The sequence below is a fragment of the Exiguobacterium sp. PFWT01 genome (genome assembly GCF_018255795.1).
Taxonomy (GTDB): Bacteria; Bacillota; Bacilli; order Exiguobacteriales; family Exiguobacteriaceae; genus Exiguobacterium.
Window position 1 is genome coordinate 267,412 of sequence record NZ_CP073755.1, and the last position, 24,685, is coordinate 292,096.

Annotated in this window: 26 protein-coding genes, 1 riboswitch and 2 other annotated features; of the genes, 16 read left to right on the forward strand and 10 right to left on the reverse strand. The window is 49.9% G+C overall.

Going from position 1 to position 24,685, the window contains the following annotated elements; translation table 11 throughout:
• Positions 1-84 precede the first annotated feature (84 nt).
• Both KD909_RS01560 and KD909_RS01565 read left to right on the forward strand, forming a co-directional pair.
• Positions 85-597: a glycerol-3-phosphate acyltransferase gene (locus KD909_RS01560; RefSeq protein ID WP_211782154.1), complete on the forward strand. Its 513-nt coding sequence runs from the start codon at positions 85-87 to the stop codon at positions 595-597.
• Positions 594-2,177 (forward strand): GNAT family N-acetyltransferase, encoded by a 1,584-nt coding sequence (locus KD909_RS01565; RefSeq protein ID WP_211782155.1) that lies wholly within the window; start codon positions 594-596, stop codon positions 2,175-2,177. Before KD909_RS01560 ends, KD909_RS01565 begins: the two co-directional genes overlap by 4 nt.
• On the opposite strand, the gene KD909_RS01570 is transcribed toward KD909_RS01565, so the two are convergent.
• Positions 2,116-3,753 (reverse strand): ABC1 kinase family protein, encoded by a 1,638-nt coding sequence (locus tag KD909_RS01570; protein WP_012727504.1) that lies wholly within the window; start codon positions 3,751-3,753, stop codon positions 2,116-2,118. The genes KD909_RS01565 and KD909_RS01570 overlap by 62 nt on opposite strands.
• Positions 3,754-3,846: 93 nt before the next feature.
• On the opposite strand from KD909_RS01570, the gene KD909_RS01575 reads away from it, so the two are divergent.
• The 3 genes from KD909_RS01575 to KD909_RS01585 all read left to right on the forward strand — a co-directional run bounded on the left by KD909_RS01575 (position 3,847) and on the right by KD909_RS01585 (position 6,747).
• Positions 3,847-4,452: a trimeric intracellular cation channel family protein gene (locus KD909_RS01575; protein ID WP_012727503.1), complete on the forward strand. Its 606-nt coding sequence runs from the start codon at positions 3,847-3,849 to the stop codon at positions 4,450-4,452.
• A gap of 12 nt (positions 4,453-4,464) precedes the next feature.
• The gene (locus KD909_RS01580; RefSeq protein WP_012727502.1) at positions 4,465-4,830 is read left to right on the forward strand and encodes a DUF423 domain-containing protein; all 366 of its coding nucleotides are present in this window, start codon (positions 4,465-4,467) and stop codon (positions 4,828-4,830) included.
• A 420-nt stretch (positions 4,831-5,250) separates the two neighbouring features.
• A complete protein-coding gene (locus KD909_RS01585; RefSeq protein ID WP_211782156.1) occupies positions 5,251-6,747 on the forward strand; it encodes a murein hydrolase activator EnvC family protein in 1,497 nt (498 codons plus the stop codon).
• Positions 6,748-6,830: 83 nt separating this feature from the next.
• On the opposite strand, the gene KD909_RS01590 is transcribed toward KD909_RS01585, so the two are convergent.
• Entirely contained in the window at positions 6,831-8,144 is a 1,314-nt protein-coding gene (locus KD909_RS01590; protein ID WP_047795620.1) for an amino acid permease, read from the reverse strand.
• A gap of 242 nt (positions 8,145-8,386) precedes the next feature.
• Positions 8,387-8,615: a binding site (T-box leader), on the forward strand.
• Positions 8,616-8,663: 48 nt separating this feature from the next.
• Positions 8,664-8,891: a binding site (T-box leader), on the forward strand.
• Positions 8,892-8,947: 56 nt separating this feature from the next.
• On the opposite strand from KD909_RS01590, the gene trpD reads away from it, so the two are divergent.
• The 5 genes from trpD to trpA are packed head-to-tail and all read left to right on the forward strand — an operon-like array spanning position 8,948 to position 13,173.
• Positions 8,948-9,937, forward strand: a complete 990-nt coding sequence (gene trpD, locus KD909_RS01595) for an anthranilate phosphoribosyltransferase (RefSeq protein ID WP_211782157.1) — start codon at positions 8,948-8,950, stop codon at positions 9,935-9,937.
• Positions 9,934-10,695, forward strand: a complete 762-nt coding sequence (gene trpC, locus KD909_RS01600) for an indole-3-glycerol phosphate synthase TrpC (RefSeq protein WP_211782158.1) — start codon at positions 9,934-9,936, stop codon at positions 10,693-10,695. Before trpD ends, trpC begins: the two co-directional genes overlap by 4 nt.
• Positions 10,671-11,225: a phosphoribosylanthranilate isomerase gene (locus KD909_RS01605; protein WP_211782159.1), complete on the forward strand. Its 555-nt coding sequence runs from the start codon at positions 10,671-10,673 to the stop codon at positions 11,223-11,225. The genes trpC and KD909_RS01605 overlap by 25 nt, the downstream gene beginning before the upstream one ends.
• Positions 11,222-12,409 (forward strand): tryptophan synthase subunit beta, encoded by a 1,188-nt coding sequence (trpB, locus tag KD909_RS01610; protein WP_041917953.1) that lies wholly within the window; start codon positions 11,222-11,224, stop codon positions 12,407-12,409. Before KD909_RS01605 ends, trpB begins: the two co-directional genes overlap by 4 nt.
• On the forward strand, positions 12,406-13,173 hold the full coding sequence (gene trpA / locus KD909_RS01615; protein WP_211782160.1) for a tryptophan synthase subunit alpha: 768 nt from the start codon (positions 12,406-12,408) through the stop codon (positions 13,171-13,173). Before trpB ends, trpA begins: the two co-directional genes overlap by 4 nt.
• A 41-nt stretch (positions 13,174-13,214) precedes the next feature.
• On the opposite strand, the gene KD909_RS01620 is transcribed toward trpA, so the two are convergent.
• Positions 13,215-14,705, reverse strand: coding sequence for a potassium/proton antiporter (locus tag KD909_RS01620; RefSeq protein WP_211782161.1), 1,491 nt, complete (start codon positions 14,703-14,705; stop codon positions 13,215-13,217).
• 153 nt (positions 14,706-14,858) lie between these two features.
• On the opposite strand from KD909_RS01620, the gene KD909_RS01625 reads away from it, so the two are divergent.
• Entirely contained in the window at positions 14,859-15,797 is a 939-nt protein-coding gene (locus KD909_RS01625) for an ATP-grasp domain-containing protein (RefSeq protein WP_211782162.1), read from the forward strand.
• 3 nt (positions 15,798-15,800) lie between these two features.
• Here KD909_RS01625 and KD909_RS01630 read toward each other — a convergent pair whose 3' ends face one another.
• Positions 15,801-15,947, reverse strand: a complete 147-nt coding sequence (locus KD909_RS01630) for a hypothetical protein (protein WP_012727492.1) — start codon at positions 15,945-15,947, stop codon at positions 15,801-15,803.
• Positions 15,948-16,022: 75 nt separating this feature from the next.
• Positions 16,023-16,799: a hydrogen peroxide-dependent heme synthase gene (gene hemQ, locus KD909_RS01635; RefSeq protein WP_211782163.1), complete on the reverse strand. Its 777-nt coding sequence runs from the start codon at positions 16,797-16,799 to the stop codon at positions 16,023-16,025.
• A gap of 338 nt (positions 16,800-17,137) precedes the next feature.
• Between hemQ and pta the strand changes: the two genes are divergently transcribed.
• The 4 genes from pta to KD909_RS01655 all read left to right on the forward strand — a co-directional run bounded on the left by pta (position 17,138) and on the right by KD909_RS01655 (position 19,425).
• Entirely contained in the window at positions 17,138-18,127 is a 990-nt protein-coding gene (pta, locus tag KD909_RS01640; RefSeq protein ID WP_012727490.1) for a phosphate acetyltransferase, read from the forward strand.
• Between the two features lie 76 nt (positions 18,128-18,203).
• Positions 18,204-18,923, forward strand: coding sequence for a DUF2711 family protein (locus tag KD909_RS01645; protein WP_211782164.1), 720 nt, complete (start codon positions 18,204-18,206; stop codon positions 18,921-18,923).
• Between the two features lie 38 nt (positions 18,924-18,961).
• Positions 18,962-19,261 carry a rhodanese-like domain-containing protein gene (locus tag KD909_RS01650; RefSeq protein ID WP_041917952.1) on the forward strand — a complete coding sequence of 100 codons (300 nt, stop codon included), beginning with the start codon at positions 18,962-18,964 and terminating at the stop codon, positions 19,259-19,261.
• Positions 19,261-19,425: a hypothetical protein gene (locus KD909_RS01655; RefSeq protein ID WP_211782165.1), complete on the forward strand. Its 165-nt coding sequence runs from the start codon at positions 19,261-19,263 to the stop codon at positions 19,423-19,425. The genes KD909_RS01650 and KD909_RS01655 overlap by 1 nt, the downstream gene beginning before the upstream one ends.
• A gap of 38 nt (positions 19,426-19,463) precedes the next feature.
• Here KD909_RS01655 and folE2 read toward each other — a convergent pair whose 3' ends face one another.
• Positions 19,464-20,375 (reverse strand): GTP cyclohydrolase FolE2, encoded by a 912-nt coding sequence (gene folE2 / locus KD909_RS01660; RefSeq protein WP_031422071.1) that lies wholly within the window; start codon positions 20,373-20,375, stop codon positions 19,464-19,466.
• Positions 20,376-20,629: 254 nt separating this feature from the next.
• On the opposite strand from folE2, the gene KD909_RS01665 reads away from it, so the two are divergent.
• On the forward strand, positions 20,630-21,460 hold the full coding sequence (locus KD909_RS01665; protein ID WP_031422072.1) for a TerC family protein: 831 nt from the start codon (positions 20,630-20,632) through the stop codon (positions 21,458-21,460).
• A 37-nt stretch (positions 21,461-21,497) separates the two neighbouring features.
• Here KD909_RS01665 and KD909_RS01670 read toward each other — a convergent pair whose 3' ends face one another.
• From KD909_RS01670 to KD909_RS01685, 4 genes are read right to left on the reverse strand one after another with little or no spacing between them, the layout of a single operon-like run.
• A complete protein-coding gene (locus KD909_RS01670; protein ID WP_211782166.1) occupies positions 21,498-22,031 on the reverse strand; it encodes a 1,2-dihydroxy-3-keto-5-methylthiopentene dioxygenase in 534 nt (177 codons plus the stop codon).
• Between the two features lie 13 nt (positions 22,032-22,044).
• Positions 22,045-22,662, reverse strand: coding sequence for a methylthioribulose 1-phosphate dehydratase (locus tag KD909_RS01675; RefSeq protein WP_211782167.1), 618 nt, complete (start codon positions 22,660-22,662; stop codon positions 22,045-22,047).
• Positions 22,659-23,309: a 2-hydroxy-3-keto-5-methylthiopentenyl-1-phosphate phosphatase gene (locus tag KD909_RS01680; RefSeq protein ID WP_211782168.1), complete on the reverse strand. Its 651-nt coding sequence runs from the start codon at positions 23,307-23,309 to the stop codon at positions 22,659-22,661. Before KD909_RS01680 ends, KD909_RS01675 begins: the two co-directional genes overlap by 4 nt.
• Positions 23,306-24,460, reverse strand: coding sequence for a 2,3-diketo-5-methylthiopentyl-1-phosphate enolase (locus KD909_RS01685; protein WP_211782169.1), 1,155 nt, complete (start codon positions 24,458-24,460; stop codon positions 23,306-23,308). The genes KD909_RS01680 and KD909_RS01685 overlap by 4 nt, the downstream gene beginning before the upstream one ends.
• 70 nt (positions 24,461-24,530) lie before the next feature.
• A riboswitch (SAM riboswitch) is annotated at positions 24,531-24,632 on the reverse strand.
• Positions 24,633-24,685 lie beyond the last annotated feature (53 nt).

The window sequence follows — 24,685 nt, forward strand, 5'->3', positions numbered from 1 at the left end:
CCCCTTTCCAAAAAGTGCACAGTTAATTAGAGGATACCCGTTTTTCTGAAACGCACACAAATTTCCAAAAAATGAGGGGATACTATGTTGATTATCATCATTGGCTATTTAGTCGGAAGTCTGCTCGGGGGTAGGCTGTACGGGGTGCTAAGTGGACGTGATTTAGCGACAACTGGTTCGAAGAATACCGGTGCACGCAATGCACATCGCATCGGTGGAGTGAAGGCGTTTCTCATCGTCTATGGATTCGACGTGCTCAAGACGATTCTCGTCCTACAGATGAGTGGATTGTATTTTTGGGAGACGGCGTTCGCACTCACGCTCGGGCATATTTATCCATTTTGGCGAATTCGTGCGGGTGGGAAGGGATATGCCGTTTTTTCTGGAATCATATGGGCATATGACCCGTGGTGGTTTATTGGGGGTCTTGCTATCTTGTTACTCTTAATCAAATTAACAGGGAACTCTCGCGAGACGGGACTGGTCATGCTCATTTTACTTCCGCTCGCTGCACTTTGGGATGTCAAAAATGTCATCTGGGCCACGCTGATTACGATTCTTATCATCTATCATCATGTGAAGGAGGAAAAGGCATGATTGTGTACCGAAAAGCCGAAGTATCAGATTTTGAAGCGATACATCGGTTGAATTACGAAACATTCGTCGAAGAGATTCCGCAACATCCACCGAATCCGGAAAGGCGACTTGTCGACAAGTTTCACGAAGAAAATACATATTGGATCGGGGAAGCGGACGGTGAAGTGATTGCCATGTGTGCGTTACGTGGTAAACGACCATTTTCATTGGAACAAAAGGGAGTGCGCATTCCTGAAGGGAATTGGATCGAGATTCGTCTGCTCGCTGTGACTAAACCCTATCGGCGCAATCGGACGTTCGCTGGATTGATGCGCGCGGTCATCGACGATGCGACAGAGCGTGATGTCGATGGTATTGTCATCAGTGGGACGACACGTGAACAAGTGCTCTATCGTCGATTTGGGTTTGTCCCATTTGCGGATCCAATCGGTCCAGAGGAAGCACGATATGTACCGATGGTGTTAACGCGTTCGGCTTTTTATGAATCCAAATCAGCGTCGACCCTACGTCCGAAAAGTTTACTAGCAGGACCCGTTGAATGTTCAGAGCGCGTGAGAGGACGACTCTCGATGCAGCCGCGCCCACATCGTTCAAACGAGACGGGACGAGTGCTTGACGCGGTGCAACAAAAACTGGCGGAACGAATCGGACTCCCTCATGTCTATACGCTCCTTGGAAGCGGGACTGTCGCTAACGATGCGGTCGCGGCTCGATTGGACGGACACGGCCTCATTTTCAATGCGGGTGAATTTGGAGAACGCTTGATTGACCATGCCCGGCGTGTCGGTCTGTCTTTTGACGTGGTCGCAGTGGACCAAGAGGGACAATGGGATATTTCGCAACTTGAGCGCATTGCACCAGACTGGGTATGGACGGTTCATTGCGAGACATCGTTAGGGATTTTAATCAACCTCGAACCTCTCCATACATGGCAAGGCGTTGTCGCCATTGATGCGATCAGTGCCGTCGGGACGCTCGTCTATGATTATTCATTTGCGGACTACGTGACCTTCTCTTCGGGAAAGGCGTTACGGAACGCTCCGGGTCTCGCGTTCGTCGCTATGAAGCATCCGGCGATTGCGACACCACATACAGCGCGCTATTTGGATTTATCGCTCTATCAGCCGATTGCCTTCACACAATCGGAACCACTTCTTGCAGCGATGGCGATTGCGCTGGATGAGTTGACAGAAGAAGAAGTCGTTTCGCATTCTGTGAAGATGACTACGTTGCTTAATGCCTTACAAGAGAACGGTTTAACGGTCGATGTGTATCCTGCTCAGTCACCTGGCATCATCACGATTCGAGTACCGTGCGAGCTGTCCTCGGTCGAGCTCGGGCGCCAACTGTCGTATCAAGGCTATCTCGTTCAGTATGAGAGTGACTATTTGAAACGGGCGAACGTCATTCAAGTATCGACCATGGGTTGGACGACACCTCGCATGATGCGTGACGTCGGTGCTTATATCGCACAATGGATTCAACAAAAAACCGCCACTTCTGAAAGTGACGGTTCGCTTATACTCGAAAGTCTTGGCGTGCCAAATGACGAATCTTTCGTCCGAGGCGTCTCCAATTGAAATAAGCTAAAACGGAGACGACGCCACCTGACCAAAAGAGCCATTCATCCGGTCGGATATAACCCAGTAGCCCGACGAGCAGGCCGAGCAAGATGACGATGGCATTGAACGTCTGGCGGTGCAAGAGTTCCTTGGATTCTAGGGTTCGTTGGAACATGGCTTGCTCCGACAGGCGTTTTCGTGTCGGTTCTTTTAAGTAATTATCGAGAAGCGGAGGAACGTTTAACAGTTTCTTTGCATAGTTGATTCCGGTCTTCACGTAACGATTTTGAAGCGTTGTCCCGTCCTCCTCGAGCCATTCGATGACAATCGGTTTACCGAGTGTGAACAGGTCGATTTTTGGGTCAAGGATTTGCAAGATCCCGAGTAAGGTCGAAGCGGCACGACCGAAGAAGGCAAATTCCGCCGGGAGCTGAATCGGCTCGTTTTTGACGAGCAATTGAATGTCCTGTAACACCTTCTCAATCAACTTCGTATCGACGGTATCGATGTCCGTTTCTAAGTAGAAGGTGACCGCCTTCTCTAGCGCTTGGCGAATATTTTGTTTGTTCGCCGTTGGTAAGAGGAATCGCAAGTCTTCTAATCCATCGACGATGCTGTCATAGTCGAGCGAGATGAACGCCTGTAAGATATTCCGAATCGTGGCCATGTCTTGTGCCGTCGTCTGTCCGACCATACCAAAATCGAGGAGGATGATCGTTCCGTCTGCCCGAATCTGGACGTTTCCGGGATGTGGATCGGCATGGAACTGTCCACCAAACAGTAGCTGTTCAGCAGCGAGTGTGAAGAGTCGTTCAGCAAGTGCGGAACGGTCGATTCCATTCTCCTTTAAAAAGGCGAGGTCGGTGATCCGGCGTGCATCGACCCAGTCCATCGTCAAGACGCGGTTCGTACAGAGATGCTCGTGATAGTCCGGGATATAAACGTCTCGGTTATCCGCGTATTTGGCTTTAAAATACAGGGCATTTTTTAATTCAGTTTGAAAATTTAGTTCATCCCCGATGACAAAAATCATCTGGCGATATAAGCTATCTAAGTCGGTTGATTTAGCGAGGGATGTCCGCTTTAACATCGACGTGACAATTCGCATGGCACGGAAGTCGGTCCGGATGATTTTTTCGATATTCGGACGCTGGATTTTGATGGCGACCCGCTTGCCGTTTTCGAGCAGCGTGGCACCATATACTTCCCCGATGGAAGCCGAAGCGACGGCATCGATGCCGACGTCTTTGACGACTTGTGAGTAAGGCACGCCCCATTCCGCTTCTAGAATCGCGCGCGATTTCTCCCAACCAGACGTCGGGACACGGTCGACGAGCTCTGATAGCTCGTTCAAGACGGCGGGTGGCAATAAGTCCGCACGAATCGACAAGAATTGTCCGAGTTTGATTAACAAGCCCTCGAGCCGTAGCGCGTTTCGTTTGTATTCACGCGCGAGCTTGAGCATGAGTGCTTCATATTCTTCTGTCGTGGCGACGCCTTGTTGTTGTTTGCGTGAAAAGGCGTATAGCCGAATGATGAATCGGGCGAACATGGTGACGATAATCCATATGCGGAACAAAGCGATACGTTTCATTGTAATACCGACATCCTTTACGACAGTCGCACGACTGACCTGAATTTTTGTAACTATACTTTACCATACAATGCGTTGAAGAAAGGGCAAGGGATGTTCATGGAGTGGGAATTGCTCAACGTCGTCGGAACGATTGCGTTCGCGGCGAGCGGAGCCATCATTGCGATGGATGAAAAATACGATATTTTTGGGGTATGGCTATTGGCGTTTATCACTGCCTTCGGAGGTGGCGCGATCCGAAACGTCCTGTTAGGAAACCCCGTCAGCTTAATTTGGCAACAGAATGATTTATTTATTTTATGTTTTCTTGTCGCACTCCTCATCTTCCTGCTCCCGAGTGTCGTATTGCCACATTGGGAACGCTGGGGTGTCATTGTCGACGCCATTGGTCTCGTCGCGTTTGCCTTTCAAGGGGCACAAGTCGCCATCAAGCTTGATTTACCTTTATCTGCTGCGATTGCGGCAGCTGTCTTGACCGGCGTTGGCGGAGGTGTGGTTCGGGACTTATTGGCCGGACGCAAGCCTCTCGTTTTACAGTCTGAGGTGTATGCAATTTGGGCGATTCTCATTGCGGTCATCACGTATTACTTCAAGCTCGAAGGCGGCCTTGCCGTCTATGCATTATTAATTGTCGTCGCGACACTTCGAGTGATATCCTACTATCGGAAGTGGAATTTACCAGCACGTAAAGTTAGATAAGGGGGAACGGAAATGAAGATCTTATTAATGATTGGTGCCGGATTGATGGCACTCGGCGTAGCACTCGGTGCGTTCGGCGCCCATGCGCTAAAAGAGAGATTGGCTCCAAACATGTTGGCAAACTGGCAGACAGGTGTGCTCTACCACATGGTGCACGCACTCGGAATCATCGGAATTGCGTCACTGCTCATGCGTGTGAGCATCAGTCAATTTAACATTGCCGGATGGCTCATGTTTGCCGGAATCATCTTCTTCTCAGGAAGCTTGTATGTCATGGCATTGACGGGAATTACAAAACTCGGAGCCGTGACACCGATTGGCGGAGTCTTGTTCATCGCCGCTTGGATTTTTGTGATCGTTGGCGCAACCAAGTTATAACAGAAGACTAGTCAAACCGACATCCATGTCTTTGCTCATGTGTACATGAGGCGAGGACGTGGATTTTTTTTGATGGGTCGTTCCATCAATTGGAAACTTATCAATGATGTATTCAAAATATTATTTGAAAATAGGGTAAATAATTCTCTATTTACATAAAACATTACAGAAAGATGTCAAATCAAACAGTCTGAAAAGGTATTGATAAATAATAAGTTCTATGCATTCGCTGTCCGCATCTTTGTTCTTGCGTAATAAAATTGAAATATAACTTTAACAGGAAAATATCTATCAGTTAGATATAATTAGTCGTGTTGAAACTCAACCAAATGATCGTTTTTGTTACATACTGAAACGGCTTTAAATATGTAGTGTAGTAGGTACTCACGTTTGTCATTTAAGAAAGGATGTACCCCATTCATGAATTGGAAACGCACAGTCTCGACGTTGACGCTCGGTGTGATGCTCATCAGCACACATACAGTTGCGGATGCATCGACTTCGATTAAAGAGAAGCAAGAACAACAACAAAAAGTAAAAGAAAAGCGCGACAGTGTGAAAAAAGACCAGTCAGAAACATCTTCAAAAATTGAAGTGAACAAGGAAGAGATTTCAAAAGTTCAGGCTGAAGTCAATAAAATGGACGCGCAATTGCAAGACATCATCAATGATGTCGCCATGAAACGCCAAGAAATCAAGCGCACCGAGATGAAGATTGAGGATCTTGAAGCCGACATTAAAGATTACCAAGAAAAAATGAAGGCGCAAGAAGCGATGATGAAAGAGCGTATGGCCACGATGCAAAAGAACGGTGGCGGATCAATTAACTGGGCTGAATTCATCTTCGGTTCAAAAAATCTCTCTGATCTCGTCACGCGTATGATCACAGCTGGAACGATTCAGCGTAGTGACCAAGAGTTGTTCGATGACTATGAAGCGACACAGCGTTCGTTGAAAGAAGCGCAAGCTGACTTGAAAGCAGAACGTGCTTCACTTCTCCAACAACAAAAGGCACTCGAAGTGCGTCAAGCCGAGCTTGAGAAGAAAATGAAGCAGCGTGAAAAGCGCATCAAAGAGCTTGAAGAGAAGAACATCAAGTTCGAATCACAGATCTTTGACCTTCAAGAAATTGAAGCGACATTAGTCGCACAAGAACAGGCGATCGCGGCTGAAATCGAAGCGCAACGTCGCGAAGAAGAGGAAGCCCGTCGTCGTGCGGAAGAGGCAGCTCGTCAAGAGGCGGCACGTAAAGCGGAAGAAGCCCGCCAAGCAGAAGCTGCACGTCAAGCTGAGGCTGCCCGTCAGGCAGAGGCAGAACGAGAAGCGGAAGCAGCTCGTCAAGCTGCTCAACAAAAGCAAGACAATAAATCGAATACCCCGTCTTCGTCGTCTTCAAACAACACGGCGGCATCAACGCCAGCTCCAAAACCGGCACCGGCTCCAACGCCAGCTCCGAAACCAGAGCCAAAACCGGCGCCGACGACATCGACGCCAGCTCCGTCTAGTTCGATGTTCATTCAACCGGCTTCAGGACGCTACTCACAAGGATGGGGTCCGGCGAGCGGTGCGTTTGGTTACACGTTCCATAACGGTGTAGACATCGCTGGTCCAACAGGGAAACCGATTCGCGCATCTGCGACAGGTACGGTCATTCGAGCAGGTTGGGGTGGCGCATACGGGAACCACGTCATGATCGCACACGTGATCAACGGTCAAGTTTGGACCACGGTCTATGCGCACATGAACTCGGTATCTGTCAGCTCTGGACAGCGTGTGACGCAAGGGTCGAACATCGGGACACTTGGAAACACAGGGAACTCTTCAGGTCCGCACTTGCACTTTGAGATTCATAAAGGCGGCTACTCATACTCGGCAACGAGCGCAGGTAGCACGGTCAACCCGCGTCAGTTCTTCTGATGCATCAACCAGAAAACTCCTTTCGATTGCGAAAGGAGTTTTTGTGCGTAATAAATCCCTCCGCGATTGCGAAGGGATACTCGTTAGTTGGCTTGTTCAATATCGCTTGGACGATCTTGTTTTTTACGCATTTGTTCACGCACGTAATAGATGATCGTCAATCCGATCAACCAAGGTACGCCAAATTTCAGCAAGATGTTGAAATCCGTGAACCATGTCGTGATCATCAGGCTGAGCAGTAAGACCGCCCCGAGCAATGGGAGAAATGGATATCCCATCATGCGGACAGGGAGTTTTCGCCCAGTCCATTTTTTACGGAAGAACAAGTGGGAGACGAAGACCATGAACCAAGTGAAAATAGCTCCGAACATCGAGATTCCCATCAAGAATGGATACGACGACTCCATGAATACTTGTAGCAAAGCGGCGAGGACGATCCCGCCCGTTGAAACGAGTAGCGCGAACATTGGGATCCCATTTTTGCTGATTTTTTTGAACGCTTTCGGTGCATCGCCGGCTTCCGCGAGCGAGTACATCATACGTGTCGACGCGTAAAGCTGCGCGTTCATCGCAGACAAGGCGGCGATCAAAATCACAAAGTTGAGGATGCCTGCCGCGAACGGGACATCAAACTGTTCCATGACGAGCACGAATGGACTTTGGTCGATCCCGGCTTGCTGCCATGGGATCAGCATGAGCATGATTGCGAGCGTGACGACATAGAAGAACGTCAAGCGGAACACGGTCGCGCGTAAAGCGCGTGGTACGGCCTGGTCCGGGTCTTTCGCTTCTCCCGCTGTCACAGCGACGAGTTCGGTTCCAAGGAAACTGAAGAGGGAGATGAAAATCGTCACCCACATTCCGTAAAAGCCGAACGCGAAGAAGCCTTCGTTTCCTGTCGTGATTGACTCAATTGGTGATCCTGGTTCGCCGAACAATGTGGCGGCACCGAGAACGATGAATAGGATGATGGCAGTTACTTTGATGAAGGATAACCAGTATTCGGTCGTTCCGAACGTGTGAACGTGACGGGCATTGACGTAAATGAGTAGTCCACCGAAGAGGGCGACCCAAACGAACCCGTTCACATCTGGGAACCAGTAGCGCATGTAGATGGCGATGGCACTGACTTCAACCCCTACAGCCAGTACGTTCGCGACCCAGTAAGAGTAACGGACGAGAAAACCGGCGAGTGGATGAACGTATCGCTCGGCAATCGTTCCGAATGATCCGGATGTTGGATGGGCGACCGTCATTTCGGCGAGAGCACCCATGAGTAAGAGGACGATGAACGCCCCGATGGCATAGCTGACGAGCACGCTCGGGCCAGCGGTTTGAATCGCGAGACCGCTTCCGAGGAACAGCCCGGTTCCGATGGCGCTCCCGAGGGAAATCATCGTAAGTTGCCGGGTGGACAGCTCGCGTTTTAGTTTATTTGTTTCCAAAATCGATTCTCCTTTAGCTGAGTGAAATGTTGTTGTGGACGACTATAGCAGACGAAAAAAAACAATGTCAATTCGAAAAATCGATGAAGGTTTCTCATTTTTGGATGCACATATAGAGGCAAAGTTTTTATATTTTTTTTATTTGACATGGATTCATCTGCCCTGTATAGTACGAATTAACTTAACTGAAACGAATAAAGGCGTCGACGAAGAGAAGTAACGACGAATCCTGTATGACAGAGAGCTGATGGTTGGTGCGAATCAGTATATGGGACGTCGCGAATGGACTTCTGAGCTCTAAACCGAACTTTGAGTAGGCTTTAGCGGGTTACCCACCGTTATCACGGGGAAGCGGATGATTGTCCGTGAAGTGGGTTCTTTGGAACCAACGAAGGTGGCACCACGGGGTTACTCGTCCTTCTTATAGCGCAGGCTATGAGGAGACGGGTGACCCCTTTTTCGTTTCAACAATATAAATCGAGGATTGAGAAGAGTAGCGCGAGAAGACGTTTCGTCCAGAGAGTCAGGGATGGTGAGATCCTGACCGAGGCGTCCGCGTGAATGGGCTCATGAGAGCATGGCTGAAGAGAGTAGGTCGTGACGGTTTCCCCCGTTATCGGGATACGATGTGATTGCATCGGAGAGTGGATTCTTTGGAATCAACGAGAGGTGGCACCGCGGTATTGAACCGTCCTCCATACGACGACTGTCGTATGGAGTTTTTTTTATACACATTTTTAGAGGGGGAACCGACGATGATTCAACAATTGGAGACAAACGCATTATCAACAGCAGATATGAAAGTGGCAGCGAGCGAGATGTTCCAAGCGGATGAAGCGCAAATCGAACGAGTGCTTTTGGCGATGAAAGAGCGCGGTGAGACAGCAGAAGAGATGGCAGGACTCGCGGCATACATTCGTGAAGCGGCACAGTTCCCCCAAAGTGATTTACCCGTACTCGATGTGTGTGGTACCGGCGGCGACGGGGCGCATACGTTCAACATCAGTTCGACCGTCGCCTTTGTCCTAGCAGGTCTTGGCATTCCGGTCGCCAAGCACGGGAATCGAAGCGTCTCGAGTCGATCAGGAAGCGCGGACGTCTTAGAGGCATTGAACGTTCCGATTGTGAAGACGGCAGCGGAAGTACATGCTGACTTGAAACGGACGAACTTGAGTTTCCTCTTCGCCCAGCATGTCCATCCGATTATGAAGCACGTCATGCCGGTCCGGAAACGACTCGCGACGGCGACCATCTTCAACCAAATCGGACCGTTAACGAATCCACTTCGCCCGAAACGACAACTTGTCGGTGTCTATCATCCATCATTGCTCGAGAAGATGGCGACCGCGATGCGTCATCTCGGCGTGGAGCGTGGCATGGTCGTCCATGGCGCAGGTGGACTCGATGAAGCGAGCCTCGCCGGTGTGAACGACGTATATTTCTTTGATGGGGAACAGACGGCGCGTTACGCGGTCGATCCACGAGATGTCGGCTTGATGCGGGCGCCCCTCGAAGCGCTGCGTGGAGGAACACCAGAAGAGAACGCCGCAACCCTCGTCGCCGTATTGAACGGAGAGACGGGGCCGGCACGCGACGTCGTCTTATTGAACGCGGCACTTGCCCTTTGCACGTATGGTACGACCGCAACGCTTCGTGCAGGAGTGAAAGAAGCAAAACGTAGTATCGATGAAGGGCACGCCTTACGCGTATTACAAAACTTACAACGTACGGAGGTCGAAGCATGAGTTATTTAACAAAAATCATCGGAACGAAAATGGAAGAGGTTAGCGGTATGCAGCCCATCGATGTCCTCGTGACGAAGCCGATCTCTCTTTTACATGTGATGAGCGAAGGATTCCATATTATTTCAGAGATCAAACGGTCGTCCCCCTCGAAAGGAATGATTCGGGAAACGGTCGACGTCGCCGAACGGGCGCGTCAATATGAAAAAGCTGGTGCGACGATGATTTCCGTTTTGACAGACACGACGTACTTCAATGGATCGTTTGACGACTTGCGACAAGTCGCCGATGTCGTCACCATCCCGGTGCTCTGTAAAGATTTCATCATCGATGAACGACAACTCGACTATGCGAAGCATTACGGGGCGAGTGTGGCACTTCTGATCGTGGCGGCACTACATCCGACACGTCTCTATGAGTTGACGCGATACGCTCGCTCCATCGGTCTCGACGTCTTAGTCGAAGTACATGACGAGGCGGAGTTACGCATCGCACTCGAACTTGATGACGTGTTAATCGGTATCAATAACAGAGACTTAAAAACGTTCGAGGTATCCCTCGAGACATCGATCGATTTGATGAAACGCTATCCCGACGTCACATTCGTTAGCGAAAGTGGTGTCAGTACAGTCGAGGCGGCTGCACGTTTACAAGAAGCTGGGGCAAGCGCCATTCTCGTCGGGGAAGCACTCATGCGTGAAGAGGACCCGACCCGGTTACTCGAGGAGTTGAAAACATGTTTGTTAAAATCTGTGGACTAAAGACAACGGAAGCTGTTCAGGCGGCGGTCGAGGCAGGAGCGGATGCCATCGGGTTTGTCTTCGCCCCGAGTTCTCGTCAAATCGACGTGGCGACTGCGAAGACACTGGCCGCACACATCCCGGAATCGGTTCGAATCGTTGGTGTGTTTTTAAGTCCTTCAATGGAAGAGATTGAGGAAACATTGAACGTGGGACTGACGGATTTACAAATTCACCATCGGACGCAGTCAATGGAACAACTCCGTATCTTCGGGTTACCGATCATCGATGCGTCGACCGAGGAGACGGCAGATGTACGATTGATGGATCATCCGAATCCGGGGAGTGGACAGGTGTTAGACTGGGGCGCAATCGACCGGCCGCAGCGTCCGTTTTGGCTAGCGGGCGGGCTATCCCCGGATAATGTGAGACAAGCGATTCAAATGATTCAACCAGACGGCGTCGACGTCTCGAGCGGTGTCGAGACGGACGGTGTGAAAGATATCGAAAAAATTCGTGCGTTCATTCAACGCGCTAAGGAGGAACTATGATGTATGCACAACCAGTGAACGGGAAGTTTGGACAATATGGTGGGAAGTACATTCCAGAGACGCTCATGCAGGCGGTCGAAGAATTAGAGGTCGCTTATGAAGAGGCGAAGCAAGATCCTGAGTTTCAAGAACGATTCTCTTCCTTATTACGTGAATATGTGGGACGTGAGACGCCACTTTATTATGCGTCGAACCTAAGTCGTCGCCTCGGGACGAATGTCTATTTGAAACGTGAAGACTTGAACCATACCGGTGCCCATAAGATCAACAATACGATCGGGCAGGCGCTCCTGGCGAAACGGATGGGGAAACAGAAAGTCGTTGCGGAGACAGGCGCGGGACAACACGGTGTCGCGACTGCGACAGTATGTGCATTACTCGATTTAGAATGTACCATCTTCATGGGTGAGGTCGACGTCGAGCGCCAAGCGTTGAACGTGTTTCGGATGGAACTTCTTGGGGCGAAAGTCGTCCCTGTCAAATCAGGAAGTCGCACCTTAAAGGATGCCGTCAATGAAGCGCTCCGTTACTGGGTCAAACATGTCGACGATACGCACTATGTGATGGGTTCTGTTCTCGGACCGCATCCGTTTCCGCAGATGGTACGTGATTTCCAAAGCGTGATCGGAACAGAGACACGTCGGCAAATCCTCGAACAGACGGGACGCCTTCCTGATGCCGTCGTCGCTTGTGTCGGCGGAGGGAGCAACGCCATGGGCATGTTCTATCCGTTCTTGAACGATGAGTCGGTCGCGCTCTACGGTGTCGAGGCGGCTGGAAGTGGCATTGATACGGATAAACACGCAGCAACCCTCACAAAAGGGGAAGTCGGTGTCTTACATGGGTCGCTCATGTATGTCCTGCAAGACGCAGCGGGTCAAATCGAGGAAGCCCATTCCATTTCAGCTGGACTCGATTATCCAGGGGTAGGACCAGAGCACAGTTTTTTGAAAGACATTGAGCGGGTGCGCTATGCGGCCGTCACGGATGACGAGGCACTCGATGCGTGTCTCGCCCTCAGCCGACAAGAAGGAATCATTCCTGCCTTAGAGTCTTCACACGCCCTTGCTTACGCAGAGACGCTCGCGAAGACGATGGGAGAAAACGATACACTGGTGATTTGTTTATCAGGGCGCGGAGACAAAGACGTCCATACAATCCGAGAGAAGGTGGCGACACGATGAAACTAGAGACAGCGATTCGACAGCGAGAAGGAGCGGCGTTCGTTCCGTATATCATGGCCGGTGACGGCGGGATAGACCGGCTCATCCCGACCATCGTGGAACTAGAGCGGATGGGTGCGACGGCGATTGAACTCGGAATCCCCTTCTCTGATCCGGTAGCGGATGGACCGATTATTGAGGCGGCAGGAATGCGCGCGCTTGAAGCAGGTGTGACGCTTGAAATGGTATTGAACCATTTAATAGAAGGAAATGATCAATTTAACGTTCCAATCGTCTTGATGACCTACTTGAATCCCGTGTTTCGGTTCGGGGTCCAACCGTTCTTTGATCGGGCGAACGAATGTGGTGTGAGCGGGGTCATTATTCCTGACCTTCCGTTTGAGGAGAGTCTCCAGTTATTCGCAGATGTCAATCGGCATGACGTCGCCGTCATCCCGCTCGTCACGCTGACGAGTAGTGAGGCACGAACGGCATCCATCTTAGAAAAAGCGGAAGGATTCGTATATGCGGTCACGCTTAAAGGGACGACCGGGAAAGCGGATGTATTCCCAGACGAGCTTCTCGCCTACTTGACTCGATTGACTGAGCAGTCACGTGTTCCCGTCTTGGCAGGATTCGGAGTCCATCGTCCGGAGCAAGTGCAGACGTTAGGACAGGCGTGTGACGGTGTCGTCGTCGGGAGCTTTATCGTCGAGGCACTTCATGAAGGACGGACAGAAGATGTTGAGACGTTGATTCAATCAGCAAAACACTTGCACGTATAAGAAAACCGGCGCTTCAAATGAGGCGCCGGTTATTCGTTTACTCATAATTCCACTCGGTCTAGCCCATCTTCACCAAATGTTTGGTCGAGTTGATCATGACGATACATCGAGGCAAGCACGTATAAGAGGTCACCTTCTTCGATGACTGTCTGACCGTTCGGTGGAATCAAGTACTCGTTTCGGACGATGGCGTTCACGACAGTGTTTGGTGGGAGCGTGATGTCCGCCAATGTCTTTCCAATCATAGAGGAGCTTGATGTGACCACATAAGGTACGAGCTTATGTTGAGACTGTTTGCTTGAGACGAGGGCGATTGTGTATGGGGAACGGATCTTATCCGGACCGAGCAACCCTAACTTCTCGGCAAGTGGCGTCAACGTCGTCCCTTGGATCAGGGCGCTCGTCACGACAACGAAAAAGACGGCATTGAATAACAGTTGGCTATTTTCGGTACCGGCAATAAGCGGGAATGTCGCAAGGACAATCGGTACAGCGCCTTTTAGACCAGCCCATGAGATGAACAACTTTTCTTTTCTCGTAAATGCCATGCCTAGTGTCGATAAATAGACGGCGATCGGACGTGCCAGGAACATGAGGACGAATGAGATGAGTAGTCCTTTCCAAATCAAGTCCGGTTCGATGAGTTGACGAGGGAAGACAAGCAATCCAAGGATGACGAACATGATGATTTGCATGATCCACGCAAGTGCTTCTGAGAATTGGACGATTGTCACTTCATGCGCCGTGTCCGCATTTCCGACAATCATGGCGGCGATATAGACGGCGAGTAATCCGCTTCCCAATAGGTAAGCTGTGACACCATAAGTGAGGAACGCCATGGAAATCATAAGGACGGCATGTAATCCGCTCGAATCAAGTCTCAAATAATTCAACATGAGACGAGACAGTTGTCCAAGGATGAAACCAATCAATGCCCCGACGACGATTTGAAGGACGAACATCCATACCCCATCCCAAATGGTCGTATCCGGCTTCATCATAAAGTCGAGGGCGAGAATCGTCAAAAACATCGCCATCGGGTCGTTCGTGCCGGACTCGGCTTCGAGAGTCGCACCGACTTTCGGTGAGATGTTCTTTCCTTTAAATGCGGCAAAGACGGCCGCTGCATCGGTCGAACCGATAATCGCACCGAACAAGAAAGATTCAATCCAATCAAAACCAAATACGAAACGAACGGCCACGGCGACTACTGTTGTAGTAATCAATACCCCAAGCGTCGCCAGCGAGGCAGAAGGGGCGAGGACGCTCCGGATTGATGACCATTTCGTTTGAAGACCCCCTTCAAACAAAATGACAATCAAGGCAGCGACTCCAATCAGCTGCGCTAAATTCGAGTCGTCAAAGAAGATGAGACCAGTAATGTCACTTCCCATGATCATGCCGATTCCCATAAATAAAATCAAGGCGGGCAAGCCGAATCGAGTCGAGATTCGTGTCGCCATGACACCGGCTACGAGAAGTAGACCGAAGAGTAAAATGAGTACATCAGTACTTATAACAGGTACGGGCAAACACAACACTTCCTTTCTGAAACAATACTCTTAAGTTCATTATACCATGAAATCGTCTGATATTTCAGAATTGAGGATTAGGCAAACCATACACATTGGAATTGTCGGTTATGAATATGGTAAAGTAAACACATCATAGAAGGAGGAATGATGATGTCTAAAATTCACGTCATTCATGAAAACGAAGAATGGACGAACCACCTTGTCCACCGTTTAAAAGAATTGAACTTGCCATATGAATTGTGGCACTTGGACCAAGGGACGATTGATCTCGAAGCAATGCCCCCGGAAGGTGTCTTTTATAATCGGATGAGTGCCTCCTCGCACACACGTGGGCATCGGTACGCACCAGAATTGACGGAAGGCGTCCTCGCTTGGTTAGAGGCAAACGACCGGACCGTGTTCAACGGCACACGTGCCATCCGCCTCGAAGTGAGTAAAGTCAATCAATACACGGCGCTTCGACGTGAAGGGATTCGCGTGCCGAAGACGATTGCGGCAGTCGGTAAGGCGCAAATCATCGATGCGGCTGAGCAGTTAGCTTTGACGCCATTCATCACGAAACATAATCGTGCCGGAAAAGGACTTGGGGTCCAATTGTTCCATACGATCGAAGGACTCAAAGAATATGTATATGGTCCCTCGTTCGAGGAATCGGTTGACGGCATCACGCTCATTCAACAGTATATCGAAGCCCCGGAGCCGTATATTACCCGCTGTGAGTTCATCGGCGGAAAGTTCCTTTATGCGGTCCGTGTCGACACGTCGGAAGGGTTCGAGCTCTGTCCTGCTGATGCCTGCTCGATTGAAGACCAGTTCTGCCCAGTCGGGGAGACGCCGCCGGCGAAGTTTGAAATCGTCGAAGGATTCGATGACCCCATCATTCCAAAGCTCGAACAGTTCTTGAAAGCGAATGCGATCGATATTGCGGGGATTGAAATCATTCGAGACCGAGACGGCAACGTCTACGCATACGATGTCAATACAAACACGAACTATAATTCCGATGCTGAAGCGAAAGCGGGACGCTACGGGATGCTTGAATTGGCTACGTTCTTAGGCGACGCACTTCACGTCACCACGACAAAATAAGGGTCAGGCGCTCGCCTGACCCTTTTGCTGTGTATGTTTGAGTTGCTCTTCAAATCGATGTTGGACTAATTCTGCTGTCGGTGCCATTCGTTCGATGAACGAATCTAAACGTTCCGCAGTGTCACGATCGGTTTCTTTAAACACGCGCATCGTTGTTCACCTCGTTAATCAGGATAACTTGCTTACATCATCCTTAATTCCCGAGGTGTTATACGCGTAAACCTTTTACACGCTAAAGAATGTGTTCAAATTTTCTTTTGGTAAGATGTTCCCAACGTAGAAGTCGCCGAACTCTCCATACTTCGCACTTACTTCGTCGAAACGCATCTCGTAAACGATTTTCTTAAACTGAAGTGAATCTTCAGCGAAGAGCGTGACGCCCCACTCCCATGCGTCGAATCCAGTCGACCCACCGATGAACTGTTGAATCTTACCGGCGTAGCTACGGCCAATCATGCTGTGACGATACATGAGGTCTTTGCGCTCATCCATCGATAACATGTACCAGTTGTCGCCGTCGCGACGAGCTTTACTCATCGGATAGAAACAGATGTGTGCGGCTTTTGGAAGTGTCGGATAGAGGCGTGAGCGGATATGAGGATTTTGATACGGGTCCCCGTCTCCAGATCCGCGATACATTCCGAGCTCGATGACCGACACGTATGAATACGACGGAATCATATAGTCGTATAGCGCTGTTTTGCGGAATGCGCGCTCGACGTCTTCAAGTTCGTTGAATGTCGGGCGAAGGACCATCAAGACGAGGTCCGCCTTCTGGCCGAGAATCGAGTAGAAGGCGTGGCTTCCTTCACCTTTTGCTTCCACTTCTTCAAGATCCGCGAGGAACGTCGTGAACTCATCAATCATCTGTTGACGCTTTTCAGCATCGACGAGTTTCAAACGAGCCCAATCAATCGTGCGGAAATCATGAAGTGTATACCATCCGTCTAATGTGGCGGCGGCATGTTGTGTATCTGTTGTAGGTACTGGACGTTCTGACATAAAAAAATCTCCTTTCGGGACTTGGCTTCGCCGTCTATTTTACCATACACGCTTCACTGACTGGCAACTTTGAGGCACTGTGAGGGTTATCACGATTCATGACGGGTAAAGAACAGAGGACAAAAACATGAAAACGGCTACAAAAATGGCTGTATCAGTCGATTTGTCAAAACTGTTCTATTCATATAATGATTGATTCTAAGCGATTTATGGCGAAATGGGCAGAATAGTTTATTTTGAAAAGGGTACTGTGTATAATTGAAATCGCGTAAAGACACAAGTCAACGGCAAAACCATTAGCAGTCATGCTGTAAATTGAGAAAAGGGGTTCATTCGTTATGAAATTATTTGAAACGTTGAAGCAAAAAGTTAGCCCGGTTCGTCCGACCATCGTCTTCCCGGAAGGTATCGATGAGCGTGTTCTTGGAGCCGCTGTTCGATTGAAAGCAGACGGTATGGTAGAACCGATCGTCGTCGGTGCGAAAGCAGATCTCGAAGCGGTTGCGGCGAAACATGGTTTCGACATCTCAGGTTTGACACAATATGACCCAGCGACATACGAAGACATCGACGTCCTCGTCGAATCATTCGTCGAGCGTCGTAAAGGGAAAGCGACGGCTGAACAAGCGCGCGAACTCCTTACATCAGACGTGAACTACTTCGGAACAATGCTCGTTCACACAGGCAAAGCAGAAGGTCTTGTCTCAGGCGCGATGCACGCGACGGCTGATACGGTACGTCCGGCACTACAAATCATTAAAATGCAACCAGGCATCAAAAAGACGTCAGGTGTGTTCATCATGGTACGTGACGACGAGCAATATGTCTTCTCGGACTGTGCGATTAACATTGCACCAGACGCAGCGGACTTAGCAGAGAACGCGTTCTTGTCGGCAGCGACAGCGAAGACGTTCGGCATCGACCCACAAGTTGCGCTCCTTAGCTTCTCGACGAAAGGTTCTGCGAAATCACCTGAAACAGAGAAGGTTGTGGAAGCGACACGCCTTGCGAAAGAGAAATCACCGAACCTTCCAATCGACGGAGAACTTCAATTCGATGCGGCATTCGTTCCTAGCGTAGCGGCGAAGAAAGCACCGGGTTCTGACGTTGCTGGTAAGGCGAACGTATTCGTCTTCCCAAGTCTTGAAGCAGGGAACATTGGCTACAAGATGGTTCAACGTTTCGGTGGATTCGAAGCGATCGGTCCAATCCTTCAAGGTCTCAACAAACCAGTGAACGACTTATCACGCGGTTGTAACGAAGAGGACGTCTACAAATTGACGCTCATCACAGCAGCACAAGCAATCGACGAGCGCAACGAAGCGTAAGTCCGGAGCATCCTTCTTATAGAAGGGTGCTTTTTTTGATGGCCCGTTATAAACTATTCAAGAAAGGAGTGTTGAAATGGACGAACTAGATGAAAGCGTTTTGTTACCTGAAGGACATCGTTACGCCATGTTTGGTGGTGGGGACGACTACCCAATTAAGACGTATTATGAAGGGGTATTTGAAACGGTCTTCATCGCGTTTCATCCATTCCTTGCTCCAATAGATCACTCCGTCGCGGTTGATTGTTATGCCGATCTGGACAAAAACGAGGTCGAACAGCAATTTCGGGCCGTTACATGGGAAGAGATGAGGCAAAGACTAAGTTTTCGTGACGAGAGTCGTATCGACCGTGCGCTCCGAACGATGATTAGGGCGCTAAAACCACATGCCGAAGATCGAGCAGGGGCGAATCGAATCATCGAATATTGCGAACGTGAGAATGTGCTTCCACCAGGTGAAGGGGAACTGTCGAATCTACAAAAGAATCAAGTGTTGCGTGTACTCTTGGAGATGGGAGAAGGATGGATCTGGACTGGGGACGAATTTTGTACGGAACGGCATCTCATCCATCTCAGTGAGACGCTCGCTGCTGATAAGTGGGGCATGCAACATCGGACGTTTTTCGGTTACCATCATGAGTGGCTCATCGTACCACCTTGGGATAGCCATTTCACGTTGTTTTGTGGCAATCGCGCGTTGATCGAACAGGTCGTTAAACAATGTGAGCTCGAGGGGTTCTATTGTGACGCTGAGACGACCATCAACTGGAGTTTGTCGGAGCATAAGCTGAGGTAAACTAAAAGAGGAATCCATGATTGAAAGGGGAACTATGTATGCAAAGCATCCATGCGACAGAATTAAGAGAAAAATTAGAGAACGGGGAGTCTCTCCATATCATCGATGTGCGCGAGCAAGATGAATATGAGGCAGGGCATATCCCAAACGTACCACTCTACCCATTATCGGAATTCCCACAAGTGACAGAAAAGTTGGCACAAGATAATGTCTATCACGTCATCTGTCGTTCAGGTGGACGGAGCCAGACGGCGTGTGATTACTTAGAATCGCAAGGTTATAAAGTCGTCAATGTCGACGGCGGAATGCTCGCTTGGGACGGCGACATCGAGGCGTGATGCTAGAGAATCCTTGGGTCGTCGTACCGCTTCTCATTGCGCTCTACCTCACGGTCTATGCAGTGATGAAGCGATTTGACTGGGAGAAGTGGCGACTCGTCTGGGCAGTGTGGGTGATGCTCATCATCATCCTATTGATGATTGAACTCGTGACAAGTCTATAAAAAATGCGGAACCTTCTTTAACAGAGGTTCCGCATTTTTTATGCGTCTTGGCGCTTATCGAATGTGATCGATGCGATGGCATCGTGTTGGTGAATCGACTCTTCGTTACGGCATTCGACGAAGAAGTTCACGACTTGTTTCATCTCGTACAAGTCAGCCGCGATCAAGCGGACCATGTCCTCGACGAAACGTGGGTTTTCGTACGCGATTTCAGTCGCACGTTTCTCATCCGGACGTTTGAGGACAGGGTGAAGTGGTGCTGAGGCGTTCGACTCCGCTGCATCGAGAAGGGCTGCACGCCAATCGAACCCGTCCATTGACGTCTCGTCAAGTCCGGCTTCAATCGTGATGTACCCACGTTGGTTATGAGCACTGTATTCACTGATTTCTTTTGAGCATGGGCAAAGCGTCGTGACGTTGATGACGAGACCGACTGTCACGTTTGCAACACCCGTTTCGAGGTTATATGTCACACGGTGCATGACATCGGCGTTCATCAAACCGCTAAGACCTGTCGCAGGTGCTTTACGCGTGAAGAACCACGGGTAACGGATTGTCAATTGACCTTCCGTTTGTTCCATCCGCTCGGCAAGCTCCTGTGCGAATTCGATTAACGAGCGGTTCGAGACTGTCCATCCTTGTTGATGGTACGCGTCGAGCTGCTCTGTCAAACGAGACATGTTGATCCCTTTACGGTCTTGAACGAGCGATGTCGTCAATTCGAATGTAGCGACCGTGGACTGAATCCCATCTGGCGTCTCGATGTTCACAGGATGCTTCACGTTTGAGATGCCGACACTGTCGAGGGCAAATAAGAAGTTTTTCGGTGTATTTTGTAAATCGACCATTTGTTCTTTCTCGGTCGGCTTTGTTCCTTTAATCGGTGGGACCGACCCGAACAATTTATGTCGTTCTGCTTTAGTAGGTAAAGCGACATGGCTTGTAGACATAATCGGATTCTCCTTTTTTCGAGCGGTTCAAAGGACCACTCGTTCTTGTTAGGATTTTATCACGAAATGATGGCTGAACGGGTATGATTTTGCTCTCATAACATGTTTTCAATATGCAATCGCAAAAAAATCCTTCAGATATTGAAGAAAGAGGATTGATTTACTTTGTGAACGGGAATAAAATGGTCCTGTGAACTTAAAAAATAGATCACTATTAAATATGAAGGAATTGAAAGAAAAAAGGAGATGTTTTTATGGATTGGCAGTTAGTCCTGCAGTATGCCTGGATCGTCATCGTACTCGTCGGTTTGGAAGGCTTGTTATCTGCAGACAACGCGCTCGTCTTGGCCGTCATGGTCAAGCACTTGCCGCGCACAGAGCAGAAGAAGGCATTGTTCTACGGACTCTTAGGAGCGTTCGTATTCCGATTTATCGCATTGTTCTTAATCTCGTTCTTGATCAACGTATGGCAAGTTCAGGCACTCGGTGCGCTCTACTTAATCGGGATGAGTGCGCGACACCTGTATATGACCTATAAGGCGAGAAAGATGGAGCCGAAACAGGAGTTGGCGGCTGAAGCCAAGGAAGAAACGGCTGTCACGGAAAAGCCGGTATCGAAGAAAGAGTTTTGGCTCACTGTTGCGAAAGTCGAGTTTGCGGACATCGCCTTTGCGGTCGATTCGATCTTAGCAGCGGTCGCGCTCGCGGTCAGCTTGCCACCACTCGGTCTCGGTGAGATCGGTGGGATTGACTCGGGTCAGTTCTTCGTTGTCTTGACGGGTGGCCTCATCGGGGTCGTCCTGATGCGATTTGCGGCACGTATTTTCGTCAAGTTGCTTCATCAACGTCCGACACTTGAGACGGCCGCCTTCATCATCGTCGGTTGGGTCGGGGTCAAGTTGACGGTGCTCGTACTCGAGCACCCTGGTTTTAAGGAATTGATTGCCGGTACACCGTTCGAATTCATGGGACTCCCTGACGGATTCGTCCACTCGACAGCTTGGACGATTTTCTTCTGGTCAGTCATGGTCGGGATTGCGACATGGGGCTGGTTCTCATCAAAACCGACAGCAGTCAAACAATAAAAAGTGGTCTCTCGTTTTTTAAGCGAGAGACCTTTTCTTATGCAGTTACATTCTCTTTGTCGTAAATCGGTACCCAGCCTTCAGTCGTCACGAAAATACGAACGGCGACGACTTGACGGTCTTCTTGCAACGTGAAGTAATGACGTGTGTTGACCGGTACGGAGATGAGGTCACCCGGATTGAGCTCGATATTGAAGTATCCGCGTTCTGCATCGTCAATCGCAAAGATGCCGTGACCACTGACGATGAAACGAACCTCGTCATCTGTATGGTGATGCTCTTTTTGGAAGTTGACGAGCAGTTCATCTAAATTCGGTGTCGCATCGGATAGCGAGATGACGTCAGCCGTCTTGTAGCCACGTCGTGCTGATACATCTTGAATCTCGTCACGGAACGTCGCCAAGATAGTTTCTTTGTCCTCGTCTGTCAGTTGGTAATTTTCCTGAAGAGAAGCCGGTAACTTTGCGATGTCCCATGCTTCGTAAAGGATGTCTCGTGATTCTAAAAAGGCACGTACCTCTTGTTGGTCGCTGACGCGTTCTTCTGTTTGTTGGAAATAAATCGTTGCCATGTTGAATTCCTCCTTATGAATGGACGCCTAAGGCGCGTAATTTTAATGAATAGCTGAACAAAAATTCATATGCTTCTAAATAACGTTTTGCCGCAGCTGGCGTCTCGCCCCAAACGGTGATTCCGTGGTTCCGAATGAGGACGGCACCTGCATCGCTTGTGACATGTGGGGCAAATGCACGGGCGAGCGTCGGAATATCCGCATGGTTTTCGATGATCGGGATCCGGACACTTGCCGTCTCTTCCCAATAGCCGAGCGCCTTGATAATTTCTTGACCTGTGAACGTCACATGGCCTTGTGCTGCATACAGTTCCGAGATGACGTTATTGTCGACCGTATGCACGTGAAGGGAACAGGTTGCGTTCGTGTTGTTAAAGATTTCGACGTGTAGCAACGTTTCCGCGGACGGTTTGCCTGACTGTTCTCCAATCAATTGACCGGTCGCATCGACGAGGACGAAGTCTTCATTGGTACGCTTTCGTTTATCACGACCGCTTGCCGTCACGAGGAAAGTCAACGGGTCGTCCGATACGCGGATCGCCAGGTTGCCACTCGTCCCGGGGAACCAATCTCGTGCGGCGAGCTCGTCTTTAATGTCGGCAAGTTCGACCCATCGTTCTTGTACGGTCATACGTTCACTCCTTTCATGTGAGCTGAAATGTCATAGAATGTCTCGAACGGAACATGTCGAATTCCTTCCGCCTCACAAAGCGAAATCAGTTGACCTCGTGCATACACGACATCGGCACGTTTGGCGATTTCAAAATCGGTGACAGAGTCCCCGATGACAATCAACGTGTCGGTAGGTGAGACAATCTGTCGAGCAATCGTCGGCTTGCAGCATCCGCAATCGTTCGAACAATGAACATCGCATGCATGAGGCCATGTGACGCGCGCTGTCTCTCCAGAGAAATCAACATGATTGCAGTAGATGTGTTCCGGTTCGACGTAACCTTCTAGAATCGGATGGACGAAAAAGTCCATGCCCCCACTGACGACATCAAATCGAAAGCCGTGCGACTGGGTCTCTTGCAAAAACTCGACAAACCCCGCTCGAAGCGTGATGGTCGACTGAAGAAACTCACGATACCGCTCTTGCTGGTTACTTGGGAGCAAGCTGAACATCTGACCGACGCCTTCGCGAATGGAGAGCGTTTGGTTCAACACACCATCTTTGAGTTCGACCCATTCAGGTGGGGCGAACCGTCGCATCAACGCGATGATGTTATCTTCTTCCGTGATGGTTCCGTCGAAATCACAGATGACGTGCGTACTCATCGCGCACCCCACGCATCTAATGCAGTCGATAAGGCATCAGTCTCGCTCGTCTTACCGATTGTCTGATCGATCGCTTGGCGGAACGCCCTCGCTCCGGCAGCCGCACCGTCTGGGTGTCCGTGAATCCCGCCGCCGGCATTGATGACGACATCCGTTCCGAAGTCACGAATCAAATCCGGGACGAGTCCTGGGTGAATCCCGGCAGATGGGACTGCCAGAATCGGTTTCGTCCAATGGGATTCCGTCGCATACGTTTGAATCTGTTGTGTTTCGTCTTTCGGTGTCGACAGTGAACCGTATGGCGAAGGGAAGAGCGTCAAGTCCGCCCCGGCGAGTCGAATCAGTTTCCCGAAGAGTAGGGAATGACGAATCGATCCGGTCAACGCTCCCGCAAAAGAGGGATGTGCCAAAATCGGGACGTGAATCTCAGAATCTTTGGCGAGCTCTCGCAATGCGTCAAGCCCGTACGTATACACGTTGAACAACAATGCGGTCGCGCCTGCCTCGATCAATCGCTTCGCCTGGTCGCGTAAGGTGAAAACGGGTCCGCTCAACGTGACGGCGTATAGAACGGAACGACCCGTCAATTCTTTATGTTCTTGAATGATCGATGCTCCAATCCGAGCCCGTTCGAGCGATGGGGTGAGCGGATTGTCATATAAAATCTCATCGTCTTTCACGAGATCGATGCCACCTTCGAACTGGTCCCGGAGTTGTGTCGCCAAAAAATCAAGGTCCCGTCCAATGACGCCTTTGAAGATGCTCATGGCGAGCGGTCGGTCGTGTACTCGAAGGATGTCGCGGACACCTTCGACTCCGAATGCGGCACCCGGAAAGTTCGATGCGAGCTCGTCTGGAAGCGAGAGGTCGACGAGTTGGACGTTTGGGTCGAGCGACAGTTTTCCGAATGTCGTCGTCAGAATGGACGAGAAGTCCGGCGTCACGTTATGTAGCGGGTAACGAATCGAGAAACGACTCGTCGTTTCCTGTTGGGAGGTATCGATGACCTCACCCCGGAACGCCTGTAGTTGATGCTGTTCGAGATGGTTCAATTCGGTCCATGTGCCGACGGTCAGCTCATGTGCGATTTTTTCAGCTACACGCTCGATGTGATCGGTATGTTTGATTTCATAAGTCGCGATGATTCCCATATGTTCCTCCTTTCAGGTCAAACAAAAAATGACCTCATGCCAAGGCAAGAGGTCATTCGAAAACAATGAACTCTTATCTCTCAGCGATAGCTGCAAGAATTAGCACCGTGCCATTTCTGGTCGGTTGCTGCGACATCATCGGGCTTGTCCCTCCGTCTGCTCTTGATAAGAATAGTTGTGAAGTTGTGAAATTTAATTGAATTTTTACATAGAATCGCTCACTCG